General features: G+C 69.1%; 13 protein-coding genes and 1 pseudogene. 6 read left to right on the top strand and 8 right to left on the bottom strand.

All coding sequences use genetic code 11. From position 1 onward, the window contains the following. Positions 1-2: 2 nt before the first annotated feature. Both ACFFIA_RS31425 and ACFFIA_RS31420 read left to right on the top strand, forming a co-directional pair. Positions 3-266, top strand: a complete 264-nt coding sequence (locus ACFFIA_RS31425) for an acyl carrier protein (protein WP_377257775.1) — start codon at positions 3-5, stop codon at positions 264-266. 2 nt (positions 267-268) lie between these two features. Beyond that, positions 269-1,321: a hypothetical protein gene (locus tag ACFFIA_RS31420; protein ID WP_377257773.1), complete on the top strand. Its 1,053-nt coding sequence runs from the start codon at positions 269-271 to the stop codon at positions 1,319-1,321. Positions 1,322-1,358: 37 nt separating this feature from the next. Here the strand turns inward: ACFFIA_RS31420 and ACFFIA_RS31415 are convergent, their stop codons facing one another. The 5 genes from ACFFIA_RS31415 to ACFFIA_RS31395 all read right to left on the bottom strand — a co-directional run bounded on the left by ACFFIA_RS31415 (position 1,359) and on the right by ACFFIA_RS31395 (position 10,839). After that, positions 1,359-2,393, bottom strand: coding sequence for a hypothetical protein (locus tag ACFFIA_RS31415; RefSeq protein WP_377257771.1), 1,035 nt, complete (start codon positions 2,391-2,393; stop codon positions 1,359-1,361). Positions 2,394-2,522: 129 nt separating this feature from the next. Then, positions 2,523-6,260, bottom strand: a complete 3,738-nt coding sequence (locus ACFFIA_RS31410) for an Ig-like domain-containing protein (protein WP_377257769.1) — start codon at positions 6,258-6,260, stop codon at positions 2,523-2,525. Between the two features lie 403 nt (positions 6,261-6,663). Beyond that, complete coding sequence (locus ACFFIA_RS31405; protein ID WP_377257767.1) at positions 6,664-7,851, bottom strand: AI-2E family transporter; 1,188 nt, start codon at positions 7,849-7,851, stop codon at positions 6,664-6,666. An 82-nt stretch (positions 7,852-7,933) separates the two neighbouring features. After that, a complete protein-coding gene (locus tag ACFFIA_RS31400) occupies positions 7,934-9,250 on the bottom strand; it encodes a coiled-coil domain-containing protein (RefSeq protein WP_377257765.1) in 1,317 nt (438 codons plus the stop codon). Positions 9,251-9,588: 338 nt separating this feature from the next. Beyond that, positions 9,589-10,839 carry a DivIVA domain-containing protein gene (locus ACFFIA_RS31395; RefSeq protein ID WP_377257763.1) on the bottom strand — a complete coding sequence of 417 codons (1,251 nt, stop codon included), beginning with the start codon at positions 10,837-10,839 and terminating at the stop codon, positions 9,589-9,591. A 294-nt stretch (positions 10,840-11,133) separates the two neighbouring features. On the opposite strand from ACFFIA_RS31395, the gene ACFFIA_RS31390 reads away from it, so the two are divergent. Beyond that, positions 11,134-12,588, top strand: a complete 1,455-nt coding sequence (locus ACFFIA_RS31390) for a right-handed parallel beta-helix repeat-containing protein (protein ID WP_377257761.1) — start codon at positions 11,134-11,136, stop codon at positions 12,586-12,588. 75 nt (positions 12,589-12,663) lie between these two features. On the opposite strand, the pseudogene ACFFIA_RS31385 reads toward ACFFIA_RS31390, so the two are convergent. Together ACFFIA_RS31385 and mce are read right to left on the bottom strand one after the other, a co-directional pair. Then, positions 12,664-12,910 (bottom strand): annotated as a pseudogene (locus ACFFIA_RS31385) (crotonyl-CoA carboxylase/reductase); the annotation flags it as partial. 13 nt (positions 12,911-12,923) lie between these two features. After that, complete coding sequence (gene mce, locus ACFFIA_RS31380) at positions 12,924-13,397, bottom strand: methylmalonyl-CoA epimerase (protein WP_377257759.1); 474 nt, start codon at positions 13,395-13,397, stop codon at positions 12,924-12,926. A 50-nt stretch (positions 13,398-13,447) separates the two neighbouring features. Between mce and ACFFIA_RS31375 the strand changes: the two genes are divergently transcribed. Beyond that, complete coding sequence (locus ACFFIA_RS31375) at positions 13,448-14,629, top strand: acetyl-CoA C-acetyltransferase (RefSeq protein ID WP_377257757.1); 1,182 nt, start codon at positions 13,448-13,450, stop codon at positions 14,627-14,629. A gap of 37 nt (positions 14,630-14,666) precedes the next feature. After that, positions 14,667-15,623 (top strand): methylmalonyl Co-A mutase-associated GTPase MeaB, encoded by a 957-nt coding sequence (meaB, locus tag ACFFIA_RS31370; RefSeq protein ID WP_377257755.1) that lies wholly within the window; start codon positions 14,667-14,669, stop codon positions 15,621-15,623. A 152-nt stretch (positions 15,624-15,775) separates the two neighbouring features. Here the strand turns inward: meaB and ACFFIA_RS31365 are convergent, their stop codons facing one another. Then, the gene (locus tag ACFFIA_RS31365; protein WP_377257753.1) at positions 15,776-16,168 is read right to left on the bottom strand and encodes a DnaJ family domain-containing protein; all 393 of its coding nucleotides are present in this window, start codon (positions 16,166-16,168) and stop codon (positions 15,776-15,778) included. 45 nt (positions 16,169-16,213) lie between these two features. On the opposite strand from ACFFIA_RS31365, the gene ACFFIA_RS31360 reads away from it, so the two are divergent. After that, positions 16,214-16,873, top strand: coding sequence for an ATP-binding cassette domain-containing protein (locus ACFFIA_RS31360; RefSeq protein WP_377257751.1), 660 nt, complete (start codon positions 16,214-16,216; stop codon positions 16,871-16,873). Positions 16,874-16,926: the final 53 nt, after the last annotated feature.

The raw sequence follows: 16,926 nt of genomic DNA, 5'->3' as shown, positions 1-16,926 counted from the left end.
CAATGGATCTGACCTCTACCACCACGCTCGCGGACGTCAAGGCGGTCCTGGTGGAAGTCCTCGGCATCGAGGAGCGCGCGGAGAGCCTCGACGGGGCGACGCCGCTGCTGGGCAGCCTGCCCGAGCTCGACTCGATGGCGGTGCTCGAAGTTGTCGCGGCGCTCGAGCAGCGGTTCGGCATCACCATCGACGACGACGACGTGACCGCAGAGGTGTTCGAGACGCTGGGCACTCTCGCCGCGTTCGTCGACGGCAAGCTCAGCTGATCGTGTCGGGCCGAAAGCGGTTGGCGGTCGGTCTGGTCGCCGTTCCAGGCGTCGCCGCCGCCGTGGTGATGATCCTGCTCGGGGTCTCCGGGTTCGGTCCCAGCGACCCGGATCCGGTGAGCGTCGCGACGCTCGAGCCGACCGCCGCCGCGCCCACCGGCTCGGCCACGCCGTCCGCGTCGCCGAGCCCGACCCCGACCGGGGTCGGTCGCCTCGGCGCCAGCCCGAGCCCGTCGGCCAGCCCCAGTGCCAGCAAGGCCGCGCCGCCGGCCAAGGGCGGGTTTCCCAACGCGAGCAACACCGGTGTGCCCGCCGGTGTGGCGCTTTCGGCCTACCGAGGGTCCTGCACGATCACGAAGGCCAAGACGGTCATCGACGCCAAGACCGTCAACTGCGACATCCACATCAAGGCGGCCGACGTCGTGATCAAAAGGAGCCGGATCTCGGGCCAGATCGTGTCCGAGGGCAACGGCTCGGTGCGCGTCGAAGACAGCGAGATCGACGGCGGGCGGGGCCAGACGCACACGGTCGCGTACCAGAACATCACGGTGCTGCGGAGCGAGATCCGCGGCGGGCAGACCAACGTGAACTGCCGCCGCAACTGCCACATCGAAGACTCGTGGCTGCACGCCCAGTACATGCCGGACGGCGTCGACTGGCATCTGGACGCGTTCCTGTCCAACGGCGGCAGCAACATCAAGCTCATCCACAACACGCTCGCCTGCGACCATCCGGGCAACTCCAACGGCGGTGGATGCAGTGCGAACGCCGCCATCTTCGGAGACTTCGCGGCAAACTCCAACTACACCTTCGACCGCAACCTCTTCGTGGCCTCCGAGCACACTCCGTACTGCGCGTACGGCGGGCTCGACCCCAAGAAGGCGTACGGCACGCAGGTGCAGGGCATCGTCTTCACCAACAACGTCTTCCAGCGTGGAAAGAACGGCAAGTGCGGCACGTACGGGCCGATCACGTCGTTCGACTCGTCCAAACCGGGCAACGTGTGGCGCGACAACACGTGGGACGACGGGAGCCCGGTGCCGCCGGCGCTGTGATCGACCCGGCCGGGCCGGGGCCCCGCCAGGAGCCGCGTCAGTCGTGCTGCTGCGGGCGGGGGATCGGCTCGCCGGTGTCCATCCAGACATTGCCGGAGTTGGTGCTGAGCCGGGTCTGCGTACTGATCAGGATCGGGCAGTTGTGGCTCGACCCGCGCCCGAAGCGGTTGTTGACCACGTGGATGCCGGTCATCGGCGTGGGGCCGCCCTTGTGCGCGAAGTTCAGAGTGCAGCCACCGCCGTCGAGCCAGTTGTTCTCCACGCGCAGGTTGGTGGCCGTGCCGCCGTCGTCCTGAGTGACCTGCCAGGCGGCGTTTCCGTCGCGGCCGGCCAGCAGTGTGTTGTGGCGCAGCGTGATGTTGCGGTCGCCGAACGACTGGACCGCGTCGTTGTGGGTCGACCCGCCGCCCTGGTTGGGGTCGCTGGCGAACCAGCTGAGGTCGTGGATGTACGAGTGCTCGATGAGCACGTTGTCACCGGCCTTGACACCGTCGACCACGCCGTGGATGTCGACCGCGACCATGGTGATGTTGCTGCCGCGCACGCCGTCGAGGCACGGGCTGGGATTGCTGGGCCGGATCTCGGTGTACTCGATGCGGGCGCTGCCCTCGACGGAGATGACGGCGGAGGCGTTGCAGCGCTCGGCGCCGCCCCGCACGATCGAGTTGCGCAGCGTCACGTTCTTGCCGGTGATCCGGACGTAGCCGCGGATGTCGAGCCCGCTCAGCACCTGGTTGCTCTTGCTGTACGTCTGGTCGCCGGTCACCACCTTCAGCTTCGTGCCCGCGGGGACACCGGTGTTGTCGGGGCCGGGCTTACCGGTCGGCCGCGACGGTGGCGCGGAGGAGGACTTCGAGGGGGTCGGGCTGGCCGGTGCGCGCCCCATCCGGGCGGTACCCGTCGGTGGGGGCGACGGCGACGGCGAGGCAGCGGCGGCTGTCTCCGGCGGGCCCGACTGCGCCGTGACGGAGGGCTCAGCGGTCGTGTCCGGCTCGCCGGATCCGCCACAGGCGGCCGAGCCGGCGACGAGGGCAACTGCGAGCATGCCCGCAGCGGCGACTGTGATCCGCACCTTCGCGCTCCTCACCAGTCTCCTGATCAGCGCCGACAACTGCCGCAGCGTCGCAGCCCGTCACCGACCAAGTCAAGAAAGACCGTGGGCCGGCCGGTCTCCTGACCAGCCGGCCCACCGTCGTTTCGGTCAGCTTGCGTAGATGGAGAACTTCGCGGTTGTTTTATTGGAATTGCCGTACGTGTTCGGCCAGGCGCCGAACTGTACGTGCGCCGACGACCAGGCGCCCTGCCCGGTCGTACCGGTGTCGTAGCTCATGTTGTTGTCGCCATTGGTGTTGTACATCAGCCAGTAGGCCGTGTTGGCCGCCAGCGTGGTGGTCACGGGCCGGCTGTTCCAGGAGTTCGGCGTCAGCGTGCCCGAGGCGCTGGAGGCGACCAGGGTATCGGGTGAGCCGTTGTTGTCGGTGTAGATCGCCAGTTGGAACTGGTTGGCCGACGCCTGGACGCTCGTCATGTACACCGACATCGAGGTGATCGGCATCGGGGTGGAGCCCGTGACGAACTTGGACCCGTTCATGTGGTTCTGGGATCCCGAGTCGACCTGCACGCCGATCTGGTTGTGGCCCAGGAGCGGCCCGCTGGGGTTGTCGGTGGTGAAACTGAAGGTGTGGTTGGCGGCCATCGTGTTGCCGGCCGTGTCGGTGACCCCGGGGTTGCCCTTCACGATCACCGTGTAGGTCGCGCCCGCGCTGAGCGCCGCGCTCGGCGTGATCACCGCGGAACTCGTGCCGGCGTCGTACGTCACCGTGCGGTTGACCAGCGTGTCGCCGCTGGTACGCAGCTCGACGTTGGTGGTGTTGATGGTCGCCGCCGCCATCGGCTCGCTGAAGGTCACCGTGATGGGACCGGTCGTCGAAGCCGTGGTCGAGCCGTGCGCCGGTGTGCTGGACTGCACCGTGGGCGGCAGGTCCACGCCGGAGGCGTCGAAGGCGTAGATGGAGTACTTCGCGATCGACTGCGTCGAGTTGCCGTAGTTGCTCGGCCACGAGCCGAACGTCTGCGTCGAACTCGACCAGATGCCCGAGCCGTTGCTACTGACGTCGTAGCTCATGTTGTTGTCGCCGTTGGTGTTGTACATGAGCCAGTACGGCGTGTTGGCGGCGAGCGTGGCGCTGACCGGCCTGGTGTTCCAGGAGTTGGCGACCAGCGTCCCCGAGGTGCTTGAGGCGACCAGCGCATCCGGGCGGCCGTTGTTGTCGGTGTAGATGGCCAGCTGGAACTGGTTGGCCGACGCCTGGACGCTCGTCATGTAGACCGCCATGGTGTTGACGGTCTGCGGCGCCGACCCGGTGGTGAAGCGCGACCCGTTCATGTGGTTCTGCGAGCCGGAGTCGACCTGCGCCCCGATCTGGTCGAAGCCGAGCAGGCTGGAGCTGGCACCGGCGGTCGTGAACGAGAAGGAGTGGTCGGACAGCAACGAGTTGCCGGCGACGTCGGTCACCCCCGGGTTGCCCTTGACCGTGACGGTGTAGCCGGTGCCGGCGGTCAGGGCCGCGCTCGGCGTGATGACCGCCGATTCGGTGCCGGCGTCGTAGGTCACCGTGCGACCCACCAGCGCGCCTCCGCTGGTACGCAACTCCACATTGGTGGTGTTGATGGTGCCCGCCGCCATCGGTTCGCTGAACCGGACGGTGATCGGGTCACTCGCGGAGGCTCCCGTGGCGCCGTCGGTCGGCGTGGTGGAGATCACGGTCGGCCGAGCGCTGTCACCGGTGGTGTACGTGCCGACGTAGCTGCCCGGCGTGGCGGTGAAGAAGGCGTACTGGATGCCCTTGATGGTCTGCGTGGTGAACGAGACCGGGCTGCCGCCGCGGGTGATGCTGGTCAGCGTGCCCGCCGTCGAGGTCAGCGGGATCATGCCGCGCAGCCCGTTGGCGCCACCGGTGACGGTGAAGCTGAGCGCGCTGCCGTTCCAGTTGAACGACTGGAACGCGGAGGAGTCCCGGTCGTCGAGCCAGGTCAGCATCTGCCGGCCGGAGACCACCGGCACGCCACGCGCCAGAGCGGCCTGGACCACCGCGTTCGATTCCGGCGAGGTGGCCGAGTCGGTGTGCATGTTGGCGGTGAGCGCCGAGTAGAAGCCGTCCGGGCCGAGCGCCTTGTCCAGCAGAGTGTTGACCGTGTACGGGTACGACTGCCCGGACTCGTCGGTCATCTGCGTGGTGGCCTGCCAGACGTCGATCAGCTTCCCGTCCAGGTCGGCGAAGCGCATGATCTGCGCGGTGCCGTTGAAGTAGCCGGGCCGGTCCTGCACCCAGGTGGTCGGGTAGTAGTAGTAGTCGGTGTCGAGCCGAATGCCGTGCGCGAGCTTCGTCTTCGCGTTCGTGGCCCAGTCGTCCCACTCGACGCAGTGCGTCCGGGAGCTGTCCGGGTCGGGAATACCTGAGTACTTCGCCTTCCACGTCGCGAGCTGGTTCTCATAGATGGTGTCCAATGCGGACGGGCTGCCCCACGGCCGGCAGTTCGTGTTGGGGTGCAGGCCGACTTCGAAACCCTGGTTGTGGTACGAAACCGCCTGCGCGTTGGTGAGTGGCGTGTCGGTGTAGACATAGGAACTGGAGCGGATGCACTCCCACTCGTCGACGTCGCAGTTGGCCGGGCTGTATGCCAGGTACTGCTCGAACCGGGCCGCGGTCGCACCATTGGCGGCGTGATCGTCGCCGGTCATGATGATGACGGCCTTCTCGTCGCGCGGGAAGTACCAGAATCGCGGCAGCGGCTTATTGTCCGCGTTCATCTGGAGAATCATGTTGGCGAGAAGTCGCTGCTGCTCGTCGGCGATCGGGATGAGGCGCTGCTCGACGGTGTTCCAGTCGGGCACGCCGCTGGGTCCGCCGATGAACATCTCGTGCGCCTGGTAGCCGTCGACGCCGTCACGCTCCTCACCGGACCAGGCGACGTTGCCCTGCCGGGTCAGCACGATCGAGCGGGCCAGATCGAAGGTGAACGCGGCCGCCTGGCCGCCCTGCGAACCCACCGACCGCAGGCTCACCGCGGGGTTCGACGTGGCTGTCGTGGGGTTGCTGTAGAGGGTCGCGACCGCGCTTGCGCCGTTGAGGGTGTAGCGGTCAGCGGTGCCGTGGTACTGCATCGGGCTGTTCACGATGCCGGCGCCCGGGCCGCTGTTACCGATCTGCAGGTACGCCTCGGCGAGCGTGTCGGTGCCGGCCGTGAGGCCCAGCAGCGGGGCGAGCTTCTTGTCCGGCCGCATCGCGATCAGGTTGCCGCCGCCGTCGACCCAGGTGCTGAGCATCGAGACCTGCGGGTCGGTCAGTGGCATCTCGCCGAGGATCACCACGTCGTAGCTCGTGAGCGTGCTCGCGGAGACGTTGGCGATGTCCATCAGCCGGTAGTAGTTGATGCCCTCGGCCTTGAGGATCTCGGTGTAATAGGTCGTGAACAGGTTGGCGGAACTACCGATCACGAGCACCGGACCGCCCGGCCCAGAGTTGGACAACGGCGGGGGCGGCGGCGGGTCGTCCGTCGTGAACGTGGCGTAGATCGAGAAGTTCGCGCCACCGTTAGTCGCGGAGGCGAATGTGGTCGGCCAGGTGCCGAAAGGAGTGCTGGAAGAACTGAATGTGCTCGTGCCCCCACCGCCGTACCGCATATTGTTGCGGTTGCCGGCCGCACCGTTCGTGTTGTACATGAGCCAATAGGAATCATTGGCGGTCAGGTCGGCGGTGATAGCGACGGTGTTCCACGAGTTCGCCGTCAGCGTGCCGGTGACGCTTTTCGCGACAAGCGTGCCGGGCTTGTTTGCCGAGTCGGTGTAGATGCCGACTTCGAATTGGTTGTTTGGCGCGGAGCTGATCTGGTCGACGTAGACGCTCATGCTGGTCACGGCGCCGTCCGCGCTGCCCATGGTGAACCGCGAACCGCTTAGGTAGTTGGTGTTGTCGGTGTCGACCTGACTACCGACAGCAGTATTTCCGATGGTGCCCGTCGCGGCTGAGGCGGAGGACGCAGGCACTAGTGCAATCGCGGCGACACTCACCGTGATTGCGGCTGCGAGGCTCAATACATCTTTACGCATCTATGGGCTCTCCGAGGGCAGGGACGTGGGTGAGTCAGGCCCCGTGAAATTGCTTAGTCGCAGAGCATACTCATCCGTGGCTGAGTCCAGACCTGCGACTTTCGCCCAAACGGGCCTTCGCTGTCCATGATTTGTCACCAAATAGACTCGGCAGCTCAACCTTTGGGGGTCTCGCGTTACCCAAACAGGTCAGGCCAGGGCGGATGCACAGCCAGTGCGCTTGTGCGTGCGGTCAGCGTTCCTGCTGTCGAGGTACCACGATCTCGCGGAGGATCAGCTGGAGCGCGGCGACCGTCGGGATCGCGACGAGCGTGCCGATGACGCCGAAGATGGCGGCGCCGAGCAGGGCCGCCACGATCGCGGCGACGTCGCTGACCTGGACCGACCGACGCATCACCTTCGGATAGATCAGATAGTTTTCGATCTGCTGGTAGACGATGAAGAACACCACGCAGGCGACGCCGGCGGTCAGCGAGTGGGCGAAGCCGACCAGGCTCACCACGACCGCGCCCAGCGTCGCACCGATCTGCGGGATCAGGTCGAAGATCGCGACCACCACCGCCAGCGCGAGCGGGTACGAGACGCCCACGATGATCAGGAAGATGAACGTGCTGGTGCCGGCCAGGAGCGCGATGGCGAGCGCGCCGACGATGTACGCGCCGACCTTGGTCAGGATCTCGTCGGTGATCAGCCGTACGCGCTGCCGCCGGGAGGCGGGGACGATCTGGTAGGCGGCCTCCTTGAGCCGGTCGAAGGCGGCCATGAAGTAGATCGTCAGCACCAGCACGGTCAGCACCCGGAACACCGTGCCGAAGACCAGCGACGCGCCACCGAGCACGCCGCCGAGCGCGTGGGAGATGTTCGCCGCGGTGACCGCGGACGATGCGCGCCCGATGATGTCGTACCGCTGGTTGAGGTTGCGGATCGTCGGATTGTTGTTGAGCTGGTCGATGTACCCCGGAAGGTTCTCGATCACCTGGGCGGTCTCGGTGATTACCGGAGGTACGACCGCGAAGAGCCCGCCGCAGAGCAGCAGCAGGATGCCGAGCGTGACCGTGGCGACCGCGGCGGCTCGGGGGAAGCCCCACCGGCGCAGCCGCACGACCGCCGGGTTGAGGCCGATGGCGAGGAAGAGCGCGATGAAGACCAGGAGGAGGATGCCCGCGGCGTTGCGGACCGCGAGGTAGGCCGCGTAGGCGAGCAGTACGCCCAGCCCGCCGACGAACCCGGTGAGGAACGCGTTGCGCCGAAGCGGCTGGCCCGGCGGGCCGAACTTTCCGGTCGGCGGCGGTACGGGAGCATCCGCCGGCGTGACCGTGCGGTCGTCCGCCCGGTGGTCGTCGGGGCGTGCGGGGCGCTCCGGCTCGGGCTCGGCCGGGCGCCCCTCGGCGGGTTCGTCGCTGGATCCCTCAGCTGCCACTGGCCCCTCCGCGCGTCACGGCCGCGCGGCGGGGCGGCGAAGTGGCCGGCGCGGTGCGCGTGCCGGATCGACGACCAGGGGGTCAGCCCACCTTCTGGGGCGTCTCCGCGCGCTCGGCGGCCTCCTCGACCTCCGGCGTCGGCTCAGCCTTCGCCGGTCTGCCAGATGGCTTGCCGTCGCCATTCTCGGCGGCTGGGGTCTTCACGACCTGGGTCACCGCCGACCCGGTGTCGACCACCTGCGTCGCCTCGGGCGACTCCACCGCCTCCGCGGCGGCCTCGCTGGCGCGCTTCACGGTCGCCTTGGCCTCGACCACCTTCCGCTCGGCCTCCTCGGCCGTGCGCTGTGCCTCGTTGAGCCGCTGCCGCTCGGTCGCGAGCTGGCTCTGCACCTCGGTGAGGGCGCGCCGGAACTGGTCGGCCTCCTGCCGGCTCGCCACCGTCTGCTGCTTGACCTCGGCGAGCGCCTCCTGCGCCTGCGCGACCTGCTGCTGTACGTCGGCGAGGAGCTGCCCCGCGGCGGCCGTCTCCTTCTGCGTCGAGGCGAGGTGCCGCTGGGTACTGGCGAGGTGCCCCTGGGCGGTCGCCGCCTGCTCCTCGGTCTTCCGGCGTACCGCCGCGGCGTACTCCTCGGCCTCGTGCCGCACCGAAGCGGCCTGCTCCTCCGCCTGGCGCCGCAGCTCGGCCACGTATCGCTCGGCCTCGGCGCCCCGCGCGGCGACCTGCTGCTCGGCGGCGGCCCGCCACTGCGCGAACTCCTGCTCGGCGGCCGCGCGCCGCTGCGCGAACTCCTTGTCGGCGGCGGTCTGGCGCTGGTTGATCTCCTGCTCGACGCTCGCCCGCCACTGGGTCAGCTCGTGCTGCGCGTTGCTCCGCGTGGACTGGATGTAGGACTCGGTCTCCGCCCGGGCCCGCTCCGCGTGCTGCTTTGCCTCCACGCTTAGCCGCTGCGCCTCCTGCCGGGCCTGGTCCAGCGAGGTCTCCGCCTCGGTGCGCATCTTGGTGGCCTGCTCCCGCGCGCTGGCGAGGATCGCCTCGGCCTGCTCCTGCGCCCGGGCCACCGCCGCGTCCGCCGCCGACCGGCGCTCGGCGGTCGCCTTCTCCTCATCGGAGCGGCGGGCCGCCAGCGCGATCTCGAAGTCGCGCACCGCGTCGGCCGCGCGTGCCCGCGCCTCGACCAGTGCCCGCTCCGCCTCGGCCCGCTGCTCGGCCAGCTCCTGCGCGGCGTTGCCTCGGATCGCGTCGGCCTGCTCCTCGGCGAGCGCGAGGATGTGCTCCACGCGCGGACCGAGATGCCGGAAGGAGATCTTGTCCATCGTGGCCGCTTGGCGCCGGACATTGACCACTTCGGCCTGCAACTGCTCCACCTGGCCGGCGAGGCTCTGGATTTGCGCGTACAACTGCTCACGCTCGGTCGCGAGGGAGGCTATCTCTCCCTCGGCGCGAGCGACATAGCGGTCTACCTGGCGTTTGTCATAGCCGCGCATCGCCGATTCGAAAGTCGGCTCCGTCGATACACCATCACCCAGACCAAAGAGCTCTCCGCCGTGCGACATGCCCTCCATCCTCACACGCTCGGCTGAACGGCGCCTGGATACACACCATTCGGCGGATTTCACGCAGGGGTCTTCACCCTGGGTGGGCACGCCAATGCAGGCCGCACCGGCGAACCGGTGCGGCCTGTCATCGCGTCTGCCCCACGACGCCCTGACCGCCGTCAGCGATCAGGGCTGTGGCCTCAGCTCGCCGCGCCCGCGTTGACGCGCTCGCCGTCGCCCTTGCCGGCCTTCTCCTCCGACTTGGCGCCCTGCGGTGCCGTGGGCACGATGCCCGCGAGACCGGAGAGCATCTGGCCGAGCTGCGCGGTGACCGCGTCCTTCTGGCGGGTGAGGTCTTCGACCTCGCGCCGCGCGGCCTGCGTGGTGAGCTCGGCCTCGGTGCGCGCCTCGGTGACCAGCCGGTGCGACTCGGCGCGGGCCTCGTTGAGGGTCTTCTCCGCGAGGGCCTTGGCCTTGTCGATGGTCTCGCTGGCGTTGCGCTCGGACTCGACGCGGCGGGCCTCGGCGCGCTGCTCGATCTCCTTGGCGCGGTCTTCCGCGGCGCGGGCCCGCTCCTCGGCCTCGGCGACCAGCTTCTGCGTCTGGGCCACCTGGGCGGCGTGGCGCTCGGACTCCTCGCGCTCCGCCTTCTCCCGGCGCTCGGCCAGCTCCAGCGCCAGCGCCTGAAGGTCCTTGTCGCGCTTGTCGCGCGCGTCGGTCAGCAGCTTGGTCGCCTCGGCGCGCTTCTCCTCGGCCTCGCGGGCGGCCTTCGCGCGGAGCTGGGTGATCTCCCGCTCGGCGGTGGCGCGCAGCGTGGCGACCTCACGCTCCACGGTGGACTTGAGCTCGGCGACCTCGTGGGCGGTGACTGTGCGCAGCTGCTTGGTCTCGCGGTCGGCGTCGGCGCGGAGCGTGTCGGCCTCGCGGCGGGCCTGCACCCGCACCTCGGCGGCCTCGCGCTCGGAGGCGGTGCGGACCTGGCCGGCCTCGCGCTCGGCGGTCGCCTTCATGGCGGCGGCCTCGGCCCGCGCCTTGTCGGTGATCTCGCGCGCCTCCAGGCGCGCGGCGGAGAGGATGCCCTCCGACTCGCGCTTGGCCTCACCGCGGTGGTCGTTGGCCTGCTCTTCGGCGAGGCGCAGGATCTGCTCGACCCGAGTGCCCAGGCCGGAGAGCGTCGGCCGGCTGTTTTCCTCGAGCTGCTTGTTGGTGTCGGTGAGCTTCTGCTCGAGCGAACCGAGGCGCTGCTCGGCCTGGCGGAGCCGGCGCTGCGCGTCGTTCATACGCTGCTCGGCCTCGCCGCGGGCCTGCTCAGACTGGGTCAGCGCGGCGCTGAGCCGGCCGACGAAGTCGTCGACCTGCCCACGGTCGTATCCCCGAAGGACGACGGTGAAGTCATGTTGCGAGTTCGCGTTTTCGAAGAACGCGAGGTTTGACTGCTGCTGCTGGGGCATTGGGACATACTGGCAGACCGACCGGGGGGCTTCGCAAGGGCGTGGAGGCTCATGTCGCCCGCCTTGTCAAGGTCAACTTGACCCAGTAAGCACCGAAATGTGCTGTGGTCCTCGTGGCTGACAGTGTCCGATCGCGTCCTGTCGGTCCGGGCCTGGACATCATTACCGGCCTGCGACTGGTTACTCGTCGTTAGTCTGCTTTTCCGAATGGTGTACATCGAGATTCGCTTCTGTCTGCCCTTAAAATGCTCTTAATGTTTTATGCCGCGATGTCGCGTCTCGGTTGACAGCGCCATGCGTGCCCGCGTTGACTCGCCGTCGGGCGGCGACCGGCTTTGTGCGGGTCGCCGGAGTTGGGGACTGAATGTGAATCGTCAAGGCGTTTCACATTCGCACGAAAGGATGCTGCGGGTGGGCAGAACGAGGCATCGGCGCCGTCGAAACCCGGTTACCGTGATTCTTCCGGTGGCCGCGTTGCTCGCGGCGTTGGTCACGGTGGGCGTCGCGCGCGCGTCGGTCGCGCAGGAGCCGAAGACCAACGCGGCTCAGTTGGCGCTGGGGCTCTACGTCAGAGAGAGCAGCGACCGGCAGGATGTGGTCCCACTCAACCGGAGGGAAGTCGAGGGAAAGATATACGTCACTGCCGAGGGTGAAGGCATTTCCGCCGTCTCATTCTGGCTCGACGATCCGTCGCGCCGGCCGCACCGTGTGGAGCGGGAGCGGCCGTTCGATTTCGCGGGTAACGCTTCCGACGGCTCGGCCAACGCGTTCGACACGACAAAGGTGTCCAATGGCAACCACGTCGTGTTCGCGGAGATCACCCTGACCGGGGGCGAGAAGGTCAACGCCTGGGCGTCGTTCACCGTCAACAACCGGCGGACCGACGGACCCGCGCCCACGCCGACGAAGAGCCCGACCAAGCCCAGCCCGAGCCCGGCCACGCCCGCGCCGACCACGCCGGCTCCGCCACCGCCACCGCCGTCGGGCGGCGGGAAGTGCCCGCTGCCGGCGTACCCCAGCCCCGCCTGCACCGGCGTGCCGGCCGGGACCGCCCTGACCACGATCAACGGCAGCTACACGGCGACCAAGGCCGGCGAGGTCGTGAGTGGTAAGCGAATCACCGGCCGGTTGCTCGTCGCGGCTCCGAACGTCGTCGTGCGCAATAGCGAAATTTATGGCGGCATCCGTTACGCCGGCAGTTCGCACAACGAGCGCTCGCACTCGTTCACCATTTCGGACAGCACGCTTGGTGCGCCGAGTGGATGTGACCAGGAGTATGCGGTCGGCCATCGCGACTACACGGCGAGTCGAGTGCTTGTGCGCAACTTCGGCGACGCGTTCCGCAACTCCGGAAACAATATCCTCATCGAGGACTCGTACGCCCGCATCTGTGCGGAGCGCGGTTTTCACTCGGATGGGGTACAAGGCTACGGCGGCGGGTCCAATGTGGTCGTCCGGCACAACACGATCGACCAGCGCAACCTCGTCGATGGCACCTCGCCCATCTTCTTCTCCGATGGATCGAAAGGTGCCACTATCGTCGACAACCTGTTGGCCGGTGGCGGATACACCGCCCGGATGTACGGCAGTGGATACACGTTCACCGGCAACCGCATCGTCAACGGGTCGTGGGGCTACGGGCCGGCCGACAACGACTGCGGTGGTATCAACTGGTCCGACAACGCGATAGTCGAGATCGACGGCGACTACCGCATCACCGCACGGGTCGGCGACCTGCGGTGTAACTAGTCCGGCAGTACCGACGGGAGCCGTCCGCGACCACGCGGGCGGCTCCCGATCTTTCTGGCTGTTCGGAGGATGTGATCACTGCCCGCGGAAGCGGTTGATCTCAGCCTCGTGGCGTGCCCGCAGCTCCGGGTCGCGGACCCCCAGACCGTCGGCCGGCGAGAGGCAGCGCACGCCCACCTTGCCCCTGATGCGCGTTGCGGTGCACTTCGTACGCCGCCTGGCCGGTCTGCTCCAGCGGATAGGTGCGCGAGACGGTCGGATGGATCCGGCCGAGCGCGACGAGCCGGTTGGCCTCCCACGCCTCGCGGTAGTTGGCGAAGTGGCCGCACCCCGGCTCACGGGCCGGTGGGCGGCTCGACCAGCTCGATGAGGATCCCGCCGGCGTCCTTGGGGTGCACGAAGTTGATCCGCGAGCCGGCCGTGCCCCGCCGCGGCTTGTCGTACAGCAGCCGCATGCCGCGCTCGCGCAGCTTCGCGCTGGCCTCCTCGACGTCCGTCACGGTGTACGCCACCTGCTGCACGCCCGGCCCGTTTCGCTCCAGGAACTTGGCGATCGTGGACGACGAGGAGAGCGGTGCCAGGAGCTGCACCTGCCCGCCGGAGGGGTCCGGGCCGACGGCGAGCATGGCCTCCTCGACGCCCTGCTCCTCGTTGGTCTCGCGGTGTACACAGCGCATGCCGAAGACGCGGGCGTAGAAGCCGATCGCCTCGTCGAGGTTGGACACCGCCACGCCTACGTGGTCGATGCGCAGCAGTCCGATTGTTGTGACATAGTCGGCAGCGGGCTCACCATGGTCGTGCTCACTCATGGCGTTAGTCTGACCGAACTACCGTTAAGTAGTACGGGAAGGTGAGCAACATGACCAGCTCCGTGATCGTGAGTGGCGCGCGGACGCCGATGGGCCGCCTGCTCGGCAACCTCAAGGACTTCCCGGCCACGGCGCTCGGTGGCTTCGCTATCCGGGGGGCGCTGGAGCGGGCCGGGGTCGCGCCAGAGCAGGTGCAATACGTGATCATGGGGCAGGTGCTCCAGGCCGGCGCCGGCCAGATCCCCGCCCGCCAGGCCGCGGTGAACGCCGGCATCCCGATGAACGTACCCGCGCTGACGATCAACAAGGTCTGCCTCTCCGGGCTCGACGCGATCGCCCTCGCGGACCAGCTGATCCGGGCCGGTGAGTTCGACGTCGTGGTGGCCGGCGGCATGGAGTCGATGACCAACGCGCCGCACCTGCTCGTGGGGCAGCGGCAGGGATACAAGTACGGCGACGTGGTGGTCAAGGACCACATGGCCGTCGACGGGCTGACCGACACGTGGGACCAGATCGCGATGGGCGAGTCCACCGAGCGGCACGGCACGCGGTACGGCATCACGCGTGCGGAGCAGGACGCGTTTTCGGTGGCCAGCCACCAGCGGGCGGCCGCGGCGCAGAAGAACGGCGCGTTCGCCGACGAGATCGTGCCGGTCGAGGTGCCGCAGCGCAAGGGCGACCCGATCGTGATCGCCGAGGACGAGGGCATCCGCCCCGACGCCACCGTCGAGTCGCTGGCCAAGCTGCGACCGGCGTTCAGCAAGGACGGCACGATCACCGCGGGCAGTTCCTCGCCGATCTCCGACGGTGCCGCGGCGGTCGTGGTGATGAGCAAGGCCAAGGCGGAGGAGCTGGGGCTGAGCTGGCTCGCCGAGATCGGCGCGCACGGCAACGTGGCCGGCCCGGACAACTCGCTGCACGCCCAGCCGGCCAACGCGATCGCGCACGCGCTCGGCAAGGCCGGCATGAGCGCGTCCGACCTCGACCTCATCGAGATCAACGAGGCGTTCGCCCAGGTCGGCATCGCCTCGACCCGCGACCTCGGGGTCAGCCCCGAGATCGTCAACGTCAACGGCGGCGCGATCGCGCTCGGCCACCCGATCGGCATGTCCGGCGCGCGCCTCGTACTCACGCTGGCCCTGGAGCTCAAGCGGCGCGGCGGCGGCACCGGTGCGGCGGCGCTGTGTGGCGGGGGCGGCCAGGGAGACGCGCTTATCATCAAGGTCCCGTGATCGCGCGCCGCGGCGGCGTCCGGGGCCAGGAGGCATTGTGAGGCGAAGTCGCGACGTACCCGCGCTGGTGGGCGCCGCGCGCGAGGGTGACCCCCGCGCGGTGGCCCGGCTGATCACGCTGGTCGAGTCCGGCGACGAGCTGCTTCCGGAGATCGCCGCCGCGCTCGCGCCGCACTCCGGCCGGGCACAGGTCATCGGCCTGACCGGCTCGCCCGGGGTGGGCAAGTCGACCACCACCAACGAGCTGGTACGGGCGCTGCGCGCGGAGGGGCACCGGGTCGGAGTGCTGGCGGTCGACCCGTCCAGCCCTTTCACCGGCGGGGCGATCCTGGGCGACCGCGTGCGGATGCAGGACCACGCCACCGACCCGGGCGTCTACATCCGCTCGATGTCCAGCCGCGGTCACCTCGGCGGGCTGGCGGCGGCGACGCCCCAGGCCGTGCGCGTGCTCGAAGGCGCCGGCTGCGACGTCGTACTCGTCGAGACCGTCGGCGTCGGGCAGGCCGAGGTCGAGGTCGCCTCGCTCGCCGACACCACGGTCGTGCTGCTCGCCCCCGGCATGGGCGACGCGATCCAGGCGGTGAAGGCCGGCATCCTCGAGATCGCCGACGTCTTCGTGGTCAACAAGGCCGACCGCGACGGGGCAGACGCCACGTACCACGACATCCAGGGCATGATCGGGCTCGGCGAGCGGGCGCCCGGCCAGTGGCGCCCCCAGGTCGTGCGCGCGGTCGCCGCCCGGAGCGAGGGCATCGACGACATCCTCACCGCGATCGGCAAGCACCGCGCCTGGCTGGTCGAGCACGGCGAGCTGCGCCGCCGCCGGGAGGCGAGGGCCGAGGCGGAGGTCGAGGCGATCGCGCTGGGCACGCTCCGCGAGCGGCTGGGCTCCATCCGATCGGGTACGGCACTGCGCGACGCCGCCGTGCGCGTGGCGGCCGGCGAGACCGACCCGTACGCCGCCGCCGCGTCACTTCTCTCGTCGCTGCCGTAACCGCTTCGCGCGGTCGTTCTGAGTCGGCGTTGAGGTTTCGCGGCCATGCTGTGAGGCGTCGGCACGCCGCCCTCGGTCGCTGTGGTTCGCGATGACTTCGAGCTAGCCTGCCGCTGTGTCGTAGCCCAGATCTGGCTCTTGAAGCAGACCGGCTATGCGCGCCGCTGCCGTAACCAGTCGCGGACCAGGTCGTCGGGGTCGAGTTCGCGGACCGAGACGTACGGCTCGGTGGGGCGGCGCCGGTATGCCGTGATCCGCTCGTTGACCTCGGCCACCGCCTCGCGTACGCGCTGTTCGGACTTGAGCGTGCGGACCCGCTCGCGCAGGTGCTCGGCGTCGCGGGCCAGCTTGAGCGACGGCGGCAGCGTGACCTCGCCCAGGTCTTCACGCCGCATCATCTCCTTGAGCCACCAGTTCTCGTCGTACGGCTCGCCCCGGCCGGGGATGGGCTTGCCGGCGCCGGGGAGGTTATCGAACTCCCCATTTTCCCGGGCTGCCCGGATCTGCGCCTCGATGAGGGACTCGAACCGATGCGAGTAGCTCATCACTCGACCCTAACGACTCCCGCGGAAACGACTAGTCTCACGCCCGTGGGTACGACGGTGGTGGTCGATGGGCTCTCGGTGGCGTACGGGCGAGGCGAGCCCGTCCTGCGCGATGTCTCCGTGGCCGCCGAGCCGGGCCGTGTGCTCGCCGTCACCGGGCCCTCTGGCGCGGGCAAGACCACGCTGCTCTCGGCGATGGCCGGCGTGCTCCCGGCCGTGGCGGGCAGCGTGACCATCGACGGTGAGCCGCTGCGCGACCGCGACCACGCCGTGGCCCGTGGCGTGGTGCTCGTGCCGCAGGACAACGGGCTCGCCGCGATCCTCACCGCCGGGGAAAACCTCCAGGTCGCGCTCATCGCCACCGGAGTCTCGCCCGCCGAGGCACGGCGGCTGACCGCCGAGGCGTTGGAGCGGCTGGGGCTGAGCGGGCAGACAGACCAGCTCGTCGAGGAGCTCTCCGGCGGGCAGCAGCAGCGCACGGCCATCGCGCGAGGGCTGGCGCTGGGCGGTGGCGTGCTGCTCGCCGACGAGGTGACCAGCGAGCTCGACGCGGCCAACCGGCAGCGCGTACTCGATCTGCTGCACCACGAGGCCGGGCGGGGCGCGGCGGTCGTGTTCGCGACGCACGACCCCGAGGCGGCGGCCGCGTGTGACGCGGAGTTGCACCTGGTCGACGGCCGCGCGGAGCTGGTCCGGGCCGGCTAGTAGTGCTTGGTCATGATCGTTAGCCGGCGCGTGGTTGGCGTTGCGGGAGTTGG

Source organism: Phytohabitans kaempferiae (assembly GCF_042433955.1).
GTDB classification, from domain to species: Bacteria; Actinomycetota; Actinomycetes; order Mycobacteriales; family Micromonosporaceae; genus Phytohabitans; species Phytohabitans kaempferiae.
The sequence above is the reverse complement of the archived record's forward strand: the minus strand, read 5'-3'. Positions and strand labels throughout refer to the sequence as shown.

Excerpts from the sequence above, each read along its gene's own strand:
- ACFFIA_RS31365 (WP_377257753.1), bottom strand. The coding sequence starts at position 16,168 with ATGAGCTACTCGCATCGGTTCGAGTCCCTCATCGAGGCGCAGATCCGG.
- mce (WP_377257759.1), bottom strand. The coding sequence starts at position 13,397 with ATGAGTGAGCACGACCATGGTGAGCCCGCTGCCGACTATGTCACAACA.
- ACFFIA_RS31375 (WP_377257757.1), top strand. The coding sequence starts at position 13,448 with ATGACCAGCTCCGTGATCGTGAGTGGCGCGCGGACGCCGATGGGCCGC.
- ACFFIA_RS31410 (WP_377257769.1), bottom strand. The coding sequence starts at position 6,260 with ATGGGCAGCGCGGACGGCGCCGTGACCAGCATGAGCGTCTACGTCGAC.
- ACFFIA_RS31390 (WP_377257761.1), top strand. The coding sequence starts at position 11,134 with ATGCGTGCCCGCGTTGACTCGCCGTCGGGCGGCGACCGGCTTTGTGCG.
- ACFFIA_RS31425 (WP_377257775.1), top strand. The coding sequence starts at position 3 with ATGGATCTGACCTCTACCACCACGCTCGCGGACGTCAAGGCGGTCCTG.
- ACFFIA_RS31395 (WP_377257763.1), bottom strand. The coding sequence starts at position 10,839 with ATGCCCCAGCAGCAGCAGTCAAACCTCGCGTTCTTCGAAAACGCGAAC.